Source organism: Sulfurovum indicum (assembly GCF_014931715.1).
GTDB classification, from domain to species: Bacteria; Campylobacterota; Campylobacteria; order Campylobacterales; family Sulfurovaceae; genus Sulfurovum; species Sulfurovum indicum.
Genome location: NZ_CP063164.1, coordinates 1,959,635 through 1,974,617 on the forward strand (window position 1 = coordinate 1,959,635; position 14,983 = coordinate 1,974,617).

15 protein-coding genes, 1 tRNA gene and 2 rRNA genes are annotated in these 14,983 nt (G+C 42.6%); 4 read left to right on the top strand and 14 right to left on the bottom strand.

Annotated elements, in window-relative coordinates:
- Positions 1-68: 68 nt before the first annotated feature.
- From IMZ28_RS09685 to IMZ28_RS09745, 13 genes are all read right to left on the bottom strand, one after another.
- Positions 69-2,947: ribosomal RNA gene (locus tag IMZ28_RS09685) — 23S ribosomal RNA — on the bottom strand.
- A gap of 302 nt (positions 2,948-3,249) precedes the next feature.
- Positions 3,250-3,325 (bottom strand) — tRNA-Ala (locus IMZ28_RS09690).
- Positions 3,326-3,450: 125 nt separating this feature from the next.
- Positions 3,451-4,965 (bottom strand): 16S ribosomal RNA (locus IMZ28_RS09695).
- Together the 16S and 23S rRNA genes with 1 tRNA gene alongside form the textbook arrangement of a ribosomal RNA operon.
- A 303-nt stretch (positions 4,966-5,268) precedes the next feature.
- A complete protein-coding gene (locus tag IMZ28_RS09700) occupies positions 5,269-5,937 on the bottom strand; it encodes a 16S rRNA (uracil(1498)-N(3))-methyltransferase (RefSeq protein ID WP_197548400.1) in 669 nt (222 codons plus the stop codon).
- Entirely contained in the window at positions 5,918-6,346 is a 429-nt protein-coding gene (locus IMZ28_RS09705) for a hypothetical protein (protein WP_197548401.1), read from the bottom strand. The genes IMZ28_RS09700 and IMZ28_RS09705 overlap by 20 nt, the downstream gene beginning before the upstream one ends.
- Before the next feature lie 27 nt (positions 6,347-6,373).
- Complete coding sequence (locus IMZ28_RS09710) at positions 6,374-6,955, bottom strand: 6-pyruvoyl trahydropterin synthase family protein (protein WP_197548402.1); 582 nt, start codon at positions 6,953-6,955, stop codon at positions 6,374-6,376.
- A gap of 47 nt (positions 6,956-7,002) precedes the next feature.
- Positions 7,003-7,599 (bottom strand): flavin reductase family protein, encoded by a 597-nt coding sequence (locus IMZ28_RS09715; RefSeq protein WP_197548403.1) that lies wholly within the window; start codon positions 7,597-7,599, stop codon positions 7,003-7,005.
- The gene (locus tag IMZ28_RS09720) at positions 7,589-8,197 is read right to left on the bottom strand and encodes a c-type cytochrome (protein WP_232087471.1); all 609 of its coding nucleotides are present in this window, start codon (positions 8,195-8,197) and stop codon (positions 7,589-7,591) included. The genes IMZ28_RS09715 and IMZ28_RS09720 overlap by 11 nt, the downstream gene beginning before the upstream one ends.
- A gap of 132 nt (positions 8,198-8,329) precedes the next feature.
- The gene (locus IMZ28_RS09725) at positions 8,330-8,680 is read right to left on the bottom strand and encodes a NifU family protein (protein ID WP_197548405.1); all 351 of its coding nucleotides are present in this window, start codon (positions 8,678-8,680) and stop codon (positions 8,330-8,332) included.
- 164 nt (positions 8,681-8,844) lie between these two features.
- Entirely contained in the window at positions 8,845-9,381 is a 537-nt protein-coding gene (gene tsaA, locus IMZ28_RS09730; protein WP_232087472.1) for a tRNA (N6-threonylcarbamoyladenosine(37)-N6)-methyltransferase TrmO, read from the bottom strand.
- Positions 9,341-9,706 carry a NifB/NifX family molybdenum-iron cluster-binding protein gene (locus IMZ28_RS09735; RefSeq protein WP_197548406.1) on the bottom strand — a complete coding sequence of 122 codons (366 nt, stop codon included), beginning with the start codon at positions 9,704-9,706 and terminating at the stop codon, positions 9,341-9,343. Before IMZ28_RS09735 ends, tsaA begins: the two co-directional genes overlap by 41 nt.
- A 186-nt stretch (positions 9,707-9,892) precedes the next feature.
- Positions 9,893-10,099: a hypothetical protein gene (locus IMZ28_RS09740; RefSeq protein ID WP_197548407.1), complete on the bottom strand. Its 207-nt coding sequence runs from the start codon at positions 10,097-10,099 to the stop codon at positions 9,893-9,895.
- 351 nt (positions 10,100-10,450) lie between these two features.
- The gene (locus IMZ28_RS09745) at positions 10,451-11,044 is read right to left on the bottom strand and encodes a DUF134 domain-containing protein (protein WP_197548408.1); all 594 of its coding nucleotides are present in this window, start codon (positions 11,042-11,044) and stop codon (positions 10,451-10,453) included.
- Positions 11,045-11,161: 117 nt separating this feature from the next.
- Between IMZ28_RS09745 and IMZ28_RS09750 the strand changes: the two genes are divergently transcribed.
- The 4 genes from IMZ28_RS09750 to IMZ28_RS09765 are packed head-to-tail and all read left to right on the top strand — an operon-like array spanning position 11,162 to position 14,201.
- Positions 11,162-11,380: a DUF4492 domain-containing protein gene (locus IMZ28_RS09750; protein WP_197548409.1), complete on the top strand. Its 219-nt coding sequence runs from the start codon at positions 11,162-11,164 to the stop codon at positions 11,378-11,380.
- Positions 11,381-12,910 carry a cytochrome ubiquinol oxidase subunit I gene (locus IMZ28_RS09755; protein ID WP_197548410.1) on the top strand — a complete coding sequence of 510 codons (1,530 nt, stop codon included), beginning with the start codon at positions 11,381-11,383 and terminating at the stop codon, positions 12,908-12,910.
- A gap of 1 nt (position 12,911) precedes the next feature.
- Positions 12,912-14,039: a cytochrome d ubiquinol oxidase subunit II gene (gene cydB, locus IMZ28_RS09760; RefSeq protein WP_197548411.1), complete on the top strand. Its 1,128-nt coding sequence runs from the start codon at positions 12,912-12,914 to the stop codon at positions 14,037-14,039.
- Positions 14,040-14,048: 9 nt separating this feature from the next.
- Positions 14,049-14,201 carry a hypothetical protein gene (locus tag IMZ28_RS09765; protein ID WP_197548412.1) on the top strand — a complete coding sequence of 51 codons (153 nt, stop codon included), beginning with the start codon at positions 14,049-14,051 and terminating at the stop codon, positions 14,199-14,201.
- Positions 14,202-14,203: 2 nt separating this feature from the next.
- Here IMZ28_RS09765 and IMZ28_RS09770 read toward each other — a convergent pair whose 3' ends face one another.
- Complete coding sequence (locus tag IMZ28_RS09770; protein ID WP_197548413.1) at positions 14,204-14,962, bottom strand: 7-carboxy-7-deazaguanine synthase QueE; 759 nt, start codon at positions 14,960-14,962, stop codon at positions 14,204-14,206.
- Positions 14,963-14,983 lie beyond the last annotated feature (21 nt).

The window sequence follows — 14,983 nt, forward strand, 5'->3', positions numbered from 1 at the left end:
TAAGAGTCTAAATAATGTTGGATTACAATTCAAGTTTGCACTTAATAAGGTAGTACCTTATGAAGAATAAAGTAAATACAAACGATCTATTAGTACTGGTCAGCTAAATGACTTTCATCACTTACACACCCAGCCTATCAACGCAGTAGTCTTCTGCGGATCTTCAGGGAAGATTCATCTTGGAGTTGGCTTCCCGCTTAGATGCTTTCAGCGGTTATCACATCCGAACATAGCTACCCAGCGATGCCCTTGGCAGGACAACTGGTACACCAGTGGTTCGTTCACCCCGGTCCTCTCGTACTAGGGGCAACTCTCCTCAATCTTCCAACGCCCACGGCAGATAGGGACCGAACTGTCTCACGACGTTCTGAACCCAGCTCGCGTACCGCTTTAAATGGCGAACAGCCATACCCTTGGGACCTGCTTCAGCCCCAGGATGCGATGAGCCGACATCGAGGTGCCAAACCTCCCCGTCGATGTGAGCTCTTGGGGGAGATCAGCCTGTTATCCCCGGCGTACCTTTTATCCTTTGAGCGATGGCCCTTCCACACAGAACCACCGGATCACTATGACCGACTTTCGTCCCTGCTCGACTTGTAGGTCTCGCAGTTAAGCTGGCTTGTACCATTATACTCTACGATGGATTTCCAACCCATCTGAGCCAACCTTTGTAAGCCTCCGTTACTTTTTAGGAGGCGACCGCCCCAGTCAAACTACCCACCAGACATTGTCCTCCGCCGGGATAACCGGCGCAAGTTAGCAATCAGAATATATAAGGGTGGTATCTCAAGGATGGCTCCGCTACAGCTGGCGCCATAGCATCAAAGCCTCCCACCTATCCTGCACAAATATATCCCAATTGCAGTGTCAAGCTATAGTAAAGGTGCACGGGGTCTTTCCGTCTTGCCGCGGGTAGGAGGAATTTTCACCTCCACTACAATTTCACTGGATCCCTGGTTGAGACAGCTCCCATCTCGTTACGCCATTCATGCAGGTCGGTATTTAACCGACAAGGAATTTCGCTACCTTAGGACCGTTATAGTTACGGCCGCCGTTTACTTGGGCTTCGATCAAGAGCTTCGCACCGAAGTGCTAACCCCATCAATTAACCTTCAAGCACCGGGCAGGCGTCACACCTTATACATCCTCTTACGAGTTAGCAAAGTGCTGTGTTTTTGATAAACAGTCGGGAGGGACTCTTTGTTGCAACCTCTTCCGCTTTCAGACGTAAAGTCCTATACAGAAGGAGGCACACCTTATTCCGAAGTTACGGTGCTAGTTTGCAGAGTTCCTTAACCAGGGTTCTTCCACGCGCCTTAGAATACTCATCTCACCCACCTGTGTCGGTTTACGGTACGGGCAACTACTAATACACTTAGAGGCTTTTCTTGGCACGACGGTATCAACGATTCTGACGTTGTTCCGAAGAACGCGGTCAGCCTGTCAGGTCTCGAAAACAGCCAGCGGATTTTCCTATCCGGCTTATCTACACCCTTCGAGCCACTATTCCATCAGTGACCTCGTTTAACCCTATGCGTCCCCCCATCGTACTAAACTAGTAGTTGGTATCGGAATATTAACCGATTTGCCATCGCTTACCCCTTTCGGACTCAGCTTAGGACCCGACTAACCCTACATTGACGAGCATCGTGTAGGAAACCTTGGGTTTACGGCGAACAGGATTCTCACCTGTTTTATCGCTACTCATGCCTGCATGCTCACTTCTAGCCGCTCCACCACTCCTTACCGGTATGGCTTCAACGCTGACTAGAACGCTCTCCTACCACTCACACTTCTGTGTGAATCTACAGCTTCGGTGTCTATTTTAGCCCCGTTATATTTTCGGCGCAGAATCGCTAGACCAGTGAGCTGTTACGCTTTCTTTAAAGGATGGCTGCTTCTAAGCCAACCTCCTGGTTGTCTAAGCAACTCCACATCCTTTTCCACTTAAATAGAACTTTGGGACCTTAGCTGGTAGTCTGGGCTGTTTCCCTTTCGATGATGGATTTTATCACCCACCACCTGACTGCCATGAATTCACTATGGGTATTCGGAGTTTGACTGGGTTTGGTACCTTGGTGTAGGCCCTAGCCCAATCAGTGCTCTACCCCCCATAGCTTCGAACATGACGCTATACCTAAATATATTTCGGAGAGAACCAGCTATCACTAAGTTTGATTGGCCTTTCACCCCTATCCACAGGTCATCGGAGGAGTTTTAAACCTCCACCCGTTCGGTCCTCCACTAGCTCTTACACCAGCTTCAACCTGCCCATGGATAGATCACTTAGTTTCGGGTCTACAGCAACTAACTTGGCGCCCTGTTCAGACTCGCTTTCGCTACGGCTTCGCGTGTGCTTAACCTTGCTAGTCACCATAACTCGCAGGCTCATTATGCAAAAGGCAGTCCATCACCCCGCATTTAGCATGGGGCTCTGAATGATTGTAGGCAGATGGTTTCAGGTTCTATTTCACTCCGCTTGCCGCGGTTCTTTTCACCTTTCCCTCACGGTACTGGTTCACTATCGATCCTGGAGTAGTATTTAGCCTTGGAAGGTGGTCCTCCCATATTCAGTCAGGGTTACACGTGTCCCGACCTACTCGAATAAAATGTGGTTAGTTTTCGTATACGGGACTATCACCCTCTACGGTCAGGCTTTCCAGCCTATTCTACTAACACCCCACACTCTTTAGGGCTAATCCCATTTCGCTCGCCGCTACTTTGGGAATCTCGGTTGATTTCTTTTCCTGCAGGTACTGAGATGTTTCACTTCCCTGCGTTCGCTCCCTTAAAGGGTGACATGATTCTCACCATGCCGGGTTGCCCCATTCGGAAACCCACGGATCAAAGCTTCTTGGCAGCTCCCCGTGGCTTATCGCAGCCTAGTACGTCCTTCATCGCCTCTCCTGGTCTAGGCATCCACCATCTGCCCTTAGATTAATTTACTTAATTCTAAGGTACTACCTTATTAAATGCAAAATGAACTTCATGTGTTACCACTTGGTTCGTTGTTGTACATTAATAAGTGTCTTGTTAAAGACGTTATTGAGTTTCTTGCACATGAAAGATATCATTGCTGATATTTTCTTGTTAAATTGTAATTTGTTTAAACTTGACTCGATAATTTTTTACCTCGTCTCGTTTGCAACATTACGTTAGACTCTTAACAATAATAAGTTAAATATCGTTAGGATTAAATCCTAATTCAAATACTTCTTATAAGTACTTGAATTAGGACTCTCTCGCTAATGGTGGAGAATAACGGGATCGAACCGATGACCTCCTGCGTGCAAAGCAGGCGCTCTCCCAGCTGAGCTAATTCCCCAAATTAATTCAAAGATCCCTAATGATCTTTATCAACCAAACATAAGCTGTACAGCGTACCAAACAAACCAAGTCTTTTCGATTGTTGCTTCCTGCATTGTGAGACACAGAAAGTCTATACTCTTGAAAGGAGGTGATCCAACCGCAGGTTCTCCTACGGTTACCTTGTTACGACTTCACCCCAGTCGCTAATTCCACCGTGGAGGGTAGCCAGTTTAGCTTCCCCGCTTCGGGTGAAATCAACTCCCATGGTGTGACGGGCGGTGAGTACAAGACCCGGGAACGTATTCACCGTAGCATAGCTGATCTACGATTACTAGTGATTCCAGCTTCATGTAGTCGAGTTGCAGACTACAATCCGAACTGAGAGTAGGTTTATAGATTTGCTCCACCTCGCGGTATCGCGTCTCATTGTCCTACCCATTGTAGCACGTGTGTTGCCCTGGCCGTAAGGGCCATGATGACTTGACGTCGTCCTCACCTTCCTCCTCCTTGCGAAGGCAGTCTCACTAGAGTCCTCGGCCGAACCGTTAGTAACTAGTGACGAGGGTTGCGCTCGTTGCGGGACTTAACCCAACATCTCACGACACGAGCTGACGACAGCCGTGCAGCACCTGTTTTCAAGCTCCTCAAAGAGGCACTCCAGTATCTCTACCGGATTCTATCAATGTCAAGGCCAGGTAAGGTTCTTCGCGTATCTTCGAATTAAACCACATGCTCCACCACTTGTGCGGGTCCCCGTCTATTCCTTTGAGTTTTAATCTTGCGACCGTACTCCCCAGGCGGAATGTTTAATGCGTTAGCTGCATCACCGATGTCACTAGGACACCGACGACTAACATTCATCGTTTAGGGCGTGGACTACCAGGGTATCTAATCCTGTTTGCTCCCCACGCTTTCGCGCCTCAGCGTCAGTACTGTTCCAGAAGATCGCCTTCGCTTTTGGTATTCCTAGTTATCTCTACGGATTTTACCCCTACACAACTAATTCCATCTTCCCCTCCCAGACTCTAGACTGACAGTTTTGGATGCAGTTCTACGGTTAAGCCGTAGGCTTTCACATCCAACTTATCAGCCCGCCTGCGCGCGCTTTACGCCCAGTGATTCCGAGTAACGCTTGCACCCTCCGTATTACCGCGGCTGCTGGCACGGAGTTAGCCGGTGCTTATTCATATGGTACCGTCATTATCTTCCCATATAAAAGGAGTTTACACACCGAAATGCGTCATCCTCCACGCGGCGTTGCTGCATCAGAGTTTCCTCCATTGTGCAATATTCCCCACTGCTGCCTCCCGTAGGAGTCTGGACCGTGTCTCAGTTCCAGTGTGGCTGATCATCCTCTCAGACCAGCTAGGCGTCATTGGCTTGGTAGGCTCTTACCCCACCAACTACCTGATACCATATAGCCCGATCCCTTGGCGAAAAAACTTTCCCAACTATGATTAACATAGAAGGAATATGGGGTATTAGCAGTCGTTTCCAACTGTTATCCCCCTCCAAGGGGCACGTTAGCTATACATTACTCACCCGTCCGCCACTTAGCTGACAACCTTAGCAAGCTAAGGCCCGTTCTCGTTCGACTTGCATGTGTTAAGCACGCCGCCAGCGTTCACTCTGAGCCAGGATCAAACTCTCCATTATAAAATAGAATGGTTTGAACCATTGTCAGAATCACTTAAATATTTGCTATCTAAGTTCATCTTTATCACTTTTTATTAAAAAAGTGCAAAAATTAAATCTCAAATAGACGTTGATTTGTTTACTTATATTTGGTTGTCAAAGATCACTCACTCTCACTCTCTTAGCTAACTCAGCTAAGGTCTCTGTGTTTGTGGACGCGTATTATAGCACCGAATTACTCCCTTGTCAAGAGGTTTTCCTAAAAATTGCAAAAATTTTGCAATTTTTTTTTGTGCTTACATTATATATGCAGTTTTGACTCTTTTACAAAAGTATTTTTGACGCTGCTGCACATACGGCACTTTCACTTTTAAGTACTAACTGTGTATTAAAACCTACAATCTTCTCTTTTTCAAAAAGTGCTCTCTCCTCTTCATGGAAGCCACCCTCACTTCCTATCACAATTGTAGAGATACCCTTCTCGTCTCCAATACACTTTTCGGAGAAGTTCAACATGTAGCTTTGTGGATTTTCTTTTAAAAAATCTTCGAGACTTTCAGCCATCTCCAGTTTCATCATAACGCTTCTGCCCGATTGCTGTGATGAGTTAAGGAGAATCTTCTCCAAACGCTTAAAATCAGGCTTAAAGCTCTTTTGGGAACGCTTACAGTAGATGAAGGTGATCTTCTCTACACCCATTTCATTGAGAGAAGGCAGAACCTTTTCAATATTTTTTGTGTCAATGATACACCAACCTATATGCAGAGGTCTGGATGCTTTGATCTCAAGATGTTGTCTGGAGAGAAGAGCGAGTACGACAGAACGTTTATCAATAGAGAGGATTTCATAGGTATAAAGATATCCGTCTTGCAGATTTCTCAGGTAGAGCATATCCTCTGCTTTATGACGACGCACTTTAAAAAGATAGCGGTGCTCATCACCGGTAAGTGTCAACGTAGAGGCACCTGCCTCTTTATGATAGAGATATAACACCTTTAACTTCCATGACTTTAAGTATGACCATCATGACTACCAGCATAACCTGGATAGCAGATATCTTGATAAATGCACTTTTAAGCAGTTGATGTGTCTCTTCATTCTCGAGATTAGCTGCCTTGATCAGTTTATACTTTTTGATCTCGATATACATCAACAGTGCCCAAATAATGATCATGATGATAATACTGAGCGTTATACCGAAATCTCCCATGACCATTGCCACAAGCCCTGTAAAGGCTATCATTGTTGCCAGTGCCTGAAAGATCATAGTGTAGACAAAACTTGCTTTTTTAAACCCCAAAGGGTTTTTTGCTGTCATTAGCGGAATAAAAAAGCCTATTGCCAAAAACCCCAAAAATGCCTTTACTAAAATACTGTGCGATACTATGACTTGTTCAATCATTTTTTCTCCTTTTTTATTTGTTGGTACTTAAACTTTTTTAGGGTTACGAATCGGTGTGCGTGCCAAAAGTTTTCCCCAAAGTTCACTTTCACTCCATTCCCTTCTTATCTGCTCTGAAAAAACAATATCTTCAAGATCGATCTTTCCCATTAGTTCACTATGTGCATCTTCTCTGAAGCCCTGTGCATATCCTGTATCGGTTTCATGTACAATTATACTGTGCAGTTTCACCTCTCTCTCTTCATTTTGCATCTGTGTACACTCCAGTACCCGTTCTACCATTAAATAGATCACACGCACAAACTGCTCAGCTGAAGGAGAAACCGGCAACTCCACCCAACGGTTACTGTGTGCCTTCATCGCTTCGATATAGGCAGGATCATCTTTGCTCCAAAGCGTAATACTGTGATCAAATGAGTCAATAAGCTCTTTCATATAAAGTTTGGTCAAACCAAAATCATAGACCATCTGTCCTGCATCAAGATAGTTCGACTCCAGTAATACTTCCACTTTATAGGAGTGCCCATGAATATTCTCACTGCAACGGCGGGTAGTACACCCCCTTACAATATGTGCATTTTCAAATTTAAAAAGTTTTCGTATTAACATCTGTACCTCAACTGAGAGTATATATCTCTGATTTTAACCAAGATAGCTTAAGGTATGACCGGAGGAACGATCTCTTCCCCCAAAAATGCATAACTTTTACCAATACGGGCTACCGGAGCAAAAGAGATGAGCAGTTTCTCCTTGTCCGTAATCACTTCATCCTTTACATAGATCTCTTTTACACTCAAAACAAGTGGGATGGTCGTCCCTCCTCCAAGGTCTATCTCCTGATTAAACTCACAAAAGTAGGATACCGGTGTACTGGCTATAACTGGTGGGAATTCCTCTTTCATATATACTGTCTCTATATCAAAGAATGCTGCTTCACTTTCATCATGTTCCAAACTTTTCGAGGATAGATGCATTTTTTCAAGATCCTTCTCTTCTACCATACAAATAGTACATTTTTGGTGCTTACGGATATTAAGCAAAGTATCTTTTGGTGTTCCGTCACTTTTATGTCCTACTGAGATGAGTACAGATGCCGGATCGGAAGAGAGCCCGATGAAGTAACTGAACGGTGCGATATTAACTACACCCTCGTCTTCCGTCACTACCCAGGCAATGGGTCTTGGTATAATGGTTTGAGCCATCAGTTTATAGGTCTCATTGACGCTTTTGTCATTGCTTAGATCAAATAACATTTTTGCTTCTCCATGGTTTTGGTGCTTCTATTTTACCCAAAGAGTCTATCCACTCTTTTAAAATGATCAACTCTTCTTTTGAAAACTTGTCTTTGAATGCAGGCATCATCATATTGTTAAACTGCTTCCATTTTCCCTGACTTCCGTTTTGGATCACATCCATAATCTTTTCCGTGCTATTTTTTGCTATATTCCTGAAAGACGGACCTACCTTGTCTTTTTCTATAGCATGACAATTGAGACAACCATTGCTGCGTACCAGCTGCTCGCCTTTTGATAAAGCATCAAAAGCCGCTTTTGCCTGCATCTCTTTAAGGTACACCTGCTGATCGTAAAAAGTATACATATACTCAGCTATAACCTTAAGTTCCTCACTGCTTACATTTCCTTTTTGCGAAGGCATCACACCATAGGATTTGAGACTCTCTTCGTCACAATAGGATTTTTCCTTACTTGGATAGAGCACATAATCTTGAATAAAAGGAATGAATTTATCCTCTTTATCCTTTAGATCTTTTATCTTCATAAACTCTTTTAAATGAAAGACTACTGCCATCATGGGAGGTGCACTCTCTTTCTCATATGTCTCAGGAGGCATATCTAGGTTATGGCAGAAAGCACATTTTTGTTCAAGTAACACAGCACCTGTCTCTAAAGTATGATTACCCTGAGAAGAGCAGCCTGTCAAGAAGATCAGTATCAGCCATATATACGTTTTTCTTGGACTCATTTACCTGCCCTGAAAAAAAGACTTTATTTTCTCCAGAACTCCTTCCTTCTCTTCTTCAGAAGCAAGCTCTTCTTTATAGAGATCCTCAGGTGGTATATTCTCTGGTGTTCCATCAACATTAACGACAATTAATTCAGGATGTATCAATTCTCTGAGTTTTTTCTGTACGACCATTTTTGTTGTCATAAGACTCATCGAACAGCCATGGCAGGCTCCGGTAAGTGCTATATAAACTCTTCCGTCTTTTACTCCTAAGAGTCTGATGGCACCCCCGTGGGACTGTACATATTCATTCACTGCCGGCAAATGATACTTTACTGCCTCATAGATATCTTTGTCTGAAAACTGCATGATTTTACCCTTTTTACTATCTTATCTTTTTTACTCTTCACTACTTTAATACAAACTACTTTTAAACATTCCCGTTAAAATAAAACCCTAGGTAATTACCGGATATAATCCATCTATGCTTTAGCGAATGTCTTTTTCATCTTCATCATTTCAAAACAGGTATCTCAATCCTGAACAAATCGGTTATCAGATCTTTTCTTTTTGATCTCTTCTGCACTTGAATGCATCCATCCGGAGCATACTTCCCCTTCCACTTTGTCAAAATGCTCAATATAGGGTTTAATATCCAGTAGTGGAGTACCATCCAATATATCTATCCCTTTTACAGTAACAATATTCTTTTCTACCTTTATCAACTCCACTACTGAAAGACCTATGCTATTGGGGTGCATAGGTGTTCGGGTAGAGAATACCCCTCGTGGTGTATTTGTTTTATCATTAAAAGGAATCACACTCAACTGCGGCTTTTTAACCTTATGAAAATAGTAGATCAGATAAACATGACTAAAACCATCAAGGTCCCTGAGCCCCTCTTCATACTTATCATCAAACTCTATCGTAGCGTAAACATCACTGCCCCCTTTTGGCTGGACCGGCATATCAACCAAGTCACAAAACGGTGAATTGATAGTTGCGATCTGCTTCAGGGTAAACTGTATATCAGTGTCCATCTGTATGACCATGTGAATGTTTTGTTTCATGGCGTGCGATCACCTCAGCCATATTGGTATCATTAATCATCTGCAGGGAATTTTGTTGAAACTTTTCAAGAACATCAGCAAGAAGAATTCTTTCATATCCTGCGTGAAACAGTGCCATATCTCCTGTATCTTTTATCTTTTCATACGGACTGAGACCCATTTCCTGAAAAATAACAATATTCACACCTTCTTTTACCAACCATTCAACCACTGCTTTTCCTCCATGAGCAGGATTGGCTGTAATTTCTATCTGATTGTTTCTGATAAAGGCAAACCATTTTGCTTTACCGAATAGTGGTGCCAAAGGCGGGTTTTCTTTATTCATTTTTACAGGTATTGCTATTTTCACTTTTAAACCCTTTATACTTTATTTTGAACATATGACTGAAATATAGCACTATTTCAAACATATGTCAATATAATCTTACATTTTTATATTCATAATAAGTAGTTATTTTATTATGAATATACACTGAAACAAATCTTGAATACAGTATTTGTGGTTTTACTTTTAAATATTGGTCACAAGCTTATGATACTTGAGTTTGTAGCTGTAGGAGCATACAGCAGCCTCTTTGTCGATGAAAATAAAGTCAAATTTCTCTTTGTACTCATGCCTTTTTACAGTGCATGCATGATGATATTTGGCAAAAAGAGACTGCGGACACACAGAAAAGAAAAAATGATAGTGTACTTTATAGGCTAAGTGGTCAGTCACATCGCTGGTTTACTTGGAGCAGGAGAAAAAAATATTCTCATCCCTCTTCTTGTACTCTTAGGGTTTGTACCTAAAAAAGTTGCTGTCACTGTCAGTTTTGTCGTCCCCTTCTCCACCTTGGGGGTTTTTTTACCTATGCTACTTATGTTTCAATGGATTGGATACTGCTTTTAGTTATTGCACTTTGTAGCATTCCGGGAGGATACACTGGAAACTATCTTATACATTTTAAATTGGATCAAAAACAGATTAAAAAACTTATGTCAGTGATACTCTATCTGCTTGTACTGAAACTTCTATACCATTTTACAGCTTCTAGTATGATGTACAGAGTATCATAGCCCATTATACTCAGGTTAATACATCTATATGAACGAGATCATCCTTGGTTAACTTCTTTTTGATGATCGTATAGATACCTTTCGAGAGCAAAGCACTCTTTAAACCTGCACCAATCGCAGTAGCTGCAAAAAAATTCACCTTTTTACGGTTACACAGCTCTGGTAACGCCTGTCCTGGTCGCCTGCCTTCTACAAAAACAGGATTCTCCAAAGTTTCTATTTCAACAATCTTATGTTGTTTGACATGACAGAGCATCAAAAAAGGTGCATCCGGCTTGCCCAGTACCAGTGCATTCCTTTTCATACTTGCCACCAATACTATATAATCCTCTTTTTCATCTTCGATCACAAGATTGGCTCCGGTAATAAGCATCATACTTACCTTCTCTCTGGCATTTTTAATAATACGTGCGAAGGTTGAACGGGAGACTCCCATTTGCACTGCAGCATCTGCCTGATAAAGTCCCTGGTTGTCCATCAGGTAGAGTGCCTCGATCTCTTCATGAAGCAGATGGAGTGTATCTTTACTTTTACACTCTATTGAGCCGAACTCTCTGCATACGGGTTTAAACTGTAAATTTCTTTTTAATTTGTCACGTCCCATAGAAGAAGTATAGCATACTGGAACTAAAATACTTGACATATGTTCAAAATAGTGCTATATTTCCGCCAAATGTCCAAAATAATATCAAAACTTGACTGATGCAAGGATAGTATAACGGTGAATTTACTAAAAACAATCTATCTTTTCTACTACGAAGGGTTTAAAAGTATGAAGGTCGGCAAAAAACTCTGGCTTCTGATCGGTATCAAACTTTTCATACTCTTTGCTGTGCTCAAGTGGTTCTTCTTTCCCAATGTTTTAAAAACAGAGTTTGAAACAGACACCCAGCGTAGCGAGTACATTTTGGAACATCTTACACAAGACAAGGAGAAATAAATGGAACATACAGACCTGCTCGTAGACTGGTCACGGGCTCAATTTGCACTGACTGCTCTGTATCACTGGCTTTTCGTACCGTTGACACTGGGCTTGACCTTCATTGTAGCTATAATGGAAACTATTTATGTCAAGACCGGTGATATATGGTGGAAAAAAACAACAAAATTCTGGATGACCCTGCTGGCGATCAACTTTGCCATCGGTCTTGCTACAGGGATCATTATGGAGTTTGAGTTTGGTACTAACTGGTCAAATTACTCATGGATCGTAGGAGACATCTTCGGAGCACCACTTGCCATAGAAGGACTAATGGCATTTTTTATGGAGTCAACCTTCTTTGCAGTGATGTTCTTCGGATGGGACAAGGTCAGTAAAAAGATGCACCTGCTCTCTACCTGGCTTGTTGCCATCGGTTCTAATCTCTCAGCACTCTGGATACTTGTTGCAAACGGATGGATGCAGCATCCAGTAGGTATGAGGTTCAATCCCGATACTGCCCGTAACGAGATGGAGAACTTCTGGGAACTCTTCTTTAACCCAAATGCCGTAAGCAAATTCCTCCACACCATCAGCAGTGGCTATGTTCTTGCCTCCCTGTTTGTAATCGGTATCAGTGCATGGTATCTCCTCAAAAAACGTGAAGTTCTGTTTGCCAAACGCAGCATGATCGTTGCTGCATCATTTGGACTGATCACATCACTTTTTCTTCTTACTACCGGAGATGAGTCCGCATTTGAGGTGGCACAGAACCAACCCATGAAACTCGCAGCCATGGAAGGACTCTACAAAGGTGAAGAGCGTGCAGGGATCGTAGCTATCGGGCTGCTTAATCATGAGAAATCTATAGGTGACGAGCAGGAAGCATTCAAATTTAAACTAGAGATACCCAATGCACTTTCATTTCTCGGCTACCATTCACTCAATGCCTATGTACCAGGTATTGAGGATCTTGTTCTTGGAAACGAAGAACACAAGATCATGAGCGTCAAAGAGAAAATGCAAAAAGGAAAGATCGCTGTTGAAGCACTTAAGAACTATAAAACCTACAAAAAAGAGAATGATACTGCTAAAGCCCAGGAAGTACTTGAAATCTTCAGGGCACATGAAAAATACCTGGGGTATGGATATCTTAAAGATCCATTAGATGCCGTACCGAATGTGGCATTGACATTTTACAGTTTTCATACGATGGTAGGATTGGGAACATGGTTCCTCATACTCTTTGTTCTTATACTCTATTTTACAATGATCAATGAGATAGAGAAGAGACGTTGGGTACTCTATGCAGCACTTTGGACGATTCCTCTTGCATATGTTGCACAGGAAGCGGGGTGGATCGTTGCCGAAGCAGGCAGACAGCCGTGGGCAATCCAGGATCTGCTTCCGGTAGGTATGGCCGCATCCAATATTGCTTCTAGTTCCGTACAGATAACTTTCTGGCTCTTTGCCGTACTCTTTACCGGATTACTCATTGCCGAAGTGAAGATCATGCTCACACAAATAAAAAACGGACCGGAGGAACACTAAAATGGATACATTTTCACTCTATACCCTACAGACATACTGGTGGTTGCTGGTAAGTATTATCGGTGCACTCTTTGTCTTTATGACATTCGTGCAAGGCGGACAGACACTACTCTATACTCTGGGGAAAACAGAAGATGAACGCGACCTCGTCATCAATTCCCTCGGACGTAAATGGGAACTTACATTCACCTCTTTAGTTATGTTCGGAGGTGCACTCTTTGCCGCATTCCCGCTCTTTTATGCAGTCAGTTTCGGTGGTGCCTACTATGTCTGGATGGCGATCCTGTTCTGTTTTATCATTCAGGCTGTCTCCTATGAGTACCGTAAAAAACCTGACAACTTTTTCGGAAATCGTTTTTATGAGATCATGCTTTTTATCAATGGATCACTTGGTATCTTTCTCATCGGTGTTGCTCTGGGGACTCTCTATACCGGAGGTCATTTCATTGTCAATGAGATGCATCTGTCACACTGGACAAAAGCAACCTATGGTCTTGAAGCACTGCTTGATCCTTTCAACGTGGCATTTGGGCTCATGCTGTTTTTCCTCTCTCGTATTTTAGGAGCGCTCTATCTCTACAACAATATTGTACATAAAGAAATAGCACAAAGAATACTCAAAGCCCTAAAAAGAAATACTCTGCTCTTTCTGCCGATCTTTCTTTATGTAACAGGCAGTATGCTTCTGCAGACAGGATATAGCTATGATCCAAACACCAAGGTCGTATCGACAGAGAGTATGAAACTTCTTCACAATATCCTTGCCTATCCGATATTGGGTATTGTCTTTGCAGCAGGTGTGGTATCTCTGCTTTATGGTATATATACTGCACTGTTCACCTCCAACAGAAAAGCGATCTGGTTTGTCGGCACAGGTACAGTCTTGACAGTCACAACACTACTTTTTGTTTTAGGAATCAACCATACCGTCTATTATCCTTCTCTGGCAGACCTGCAAAGTTCACTGACCATTGAGAACAGTTCAGGAAGTCACTATACACTCTTTGTAATGAGTATTGTTTCACTTTTGGTGCCATTGGTCCTTGGATATATCTTTGCTGTATGGCGATCTATGGACAGAACAAAACTCACGATCGAAGAAGTCAAATCAGACTCACATCACTACTAAGGAGAGAAGATGGAATATTTAGAAGGAATGATCTGGTATGGTATGTGGCCGATGGTGATACACCTTTCAGTCAAATTCATACAACACAATCTGCAGCACTTTAAAAAACTTGAACGCCTTGAAGCATATGAGAAAAAATACGGTAAAGATGCAGAACTTTGATACTAGACACCCTGTGTCGTATCAAAGACCCTGATATGCAGCCTGTCACTGTAACGGAAATTGTGCTTCATACAAAACTCAAATACTGCTTTATCATTACGCCATATGGTATCTCTACTCTCACCCACAGGCATACAGAAAATATCAAGATCAGGCAGAGTTTTACATATCTCATTGATCTCGTCTATTGCGGTAGTTTTAACTAATTCAGCATCAATAGTGAACTTCAAAAATGACTCTTTGGTATGGGTCCGGATACTCCTGAGTGCCTGAGGATTGATTCGTTTTACTTTAGGCTCACCTGAGTTTTCCAACTTCAAGGAGAGGGCAAAAACACAGGACGTATAGGCTGGGTACTTTTCAAAGTCAATCACAATCGTACCGTTAGTCTCAAATGTGACTTTTATACCTGCATCTACCAACCACTCAATGATCTCATAAAAGACTTTGTCATTATAGTACATCAGCGGTTCACCACCGGTAATGACAACATGCGGATAATAGCCGATCTTTTTAAATTCATTTTGCAGCTTTTCTATGAGCACTTCACTCTGTTCTACTTTCTGCCACGATTTTGCGAAACTGCTGTCTACTGCAAAGTAGGTATCACATCCTACACGGATTTCACCATCTACCTCATACTCTGCACCAAAGCCTGGGCATGCAAGATTGCATCCGCCTGTTCTTAAAAAATAGGAAGGTACTCCAGCATACTTTCCCTCACCCTGGATGGAAAAAAACTGCTCTGTCAGATAGAACAAAAGCTTCTCTCCTCTTCTATA

Coding starts and splice junctions, on each gene's coding strand:
- IMZ28_RS09705 (WP_197548401.1), bottom strand. CDS start 6,346: ATGATTGAACAAGTCATAGTATCGCACAGTATTTTAGTAAAGGCATTT.
- IMZ28_RS09710 (WP_197548402.1), bottom strand. CDS start 6,955: ATGTTAATACGAAAACTTTTTAAATTTGAAAATGCACATATTGTAAGG.
- IMZ28_RS09715 (WP_197548403.1), bottom strand. CDS start 7,599: ATGTTATTTGATCTAAGCAATGACAAAAGCGTCAATGAGACCTATAAA.
- IMZ28_RS09720 (WP_232087471.1), bottom strand. CDS start 8,197: ATGCCTCCTGAGACATATGAGAAAGAGAGTGCACCTCCCATGATGGCA.
- IMZ28_RS09725 (WP_197548405.1), bottom strand. CDS start 8,680: ATGCAGTTTTCAGACAAAGATATCTATGAGGCAGTAAAGTATCATTTG.
- tsaA (WP_232087472.1), bottom strand. CDS start 9,381: ATGAAACAAAACATTCACATGGTCATACAGATGGACACTGATATACAG.
- IMZ28_RS09735 (WP_197548406.1), bottom strand. CDS start 9,706: ATGAATAAAGAAAACCCGCCTTTGGCACCACTATTCGGTAAAGCAAAA.
- IMZ28_RS09745 (WP_197548408.1), bottom strand. CDS start 11,044: ATGGGACGTGACAAATTAAAAAGAAATTTACAGTTTAAACCCGTATGC.
- IMZ28_RS09755 (WP_197548410.1), top strand. CDS start 11,381: ATGGAACATACAGACCTGCTCGTAGACTGGTCACGGGCTCAATTTGCA.
- cydB (WP_197548411.1), top strand. CDS start 12,912: ATGGATACATTTTCACTCTATACCCTACAGACATACTGGTGGTTGCTG.
- IMZ28_RS09765 (WP_197548412.1), top strand. CDS start 14,049: ATGGAATATTTAGAAGGAATGATCTGGTATGGTATGTGGCCGATGGTG.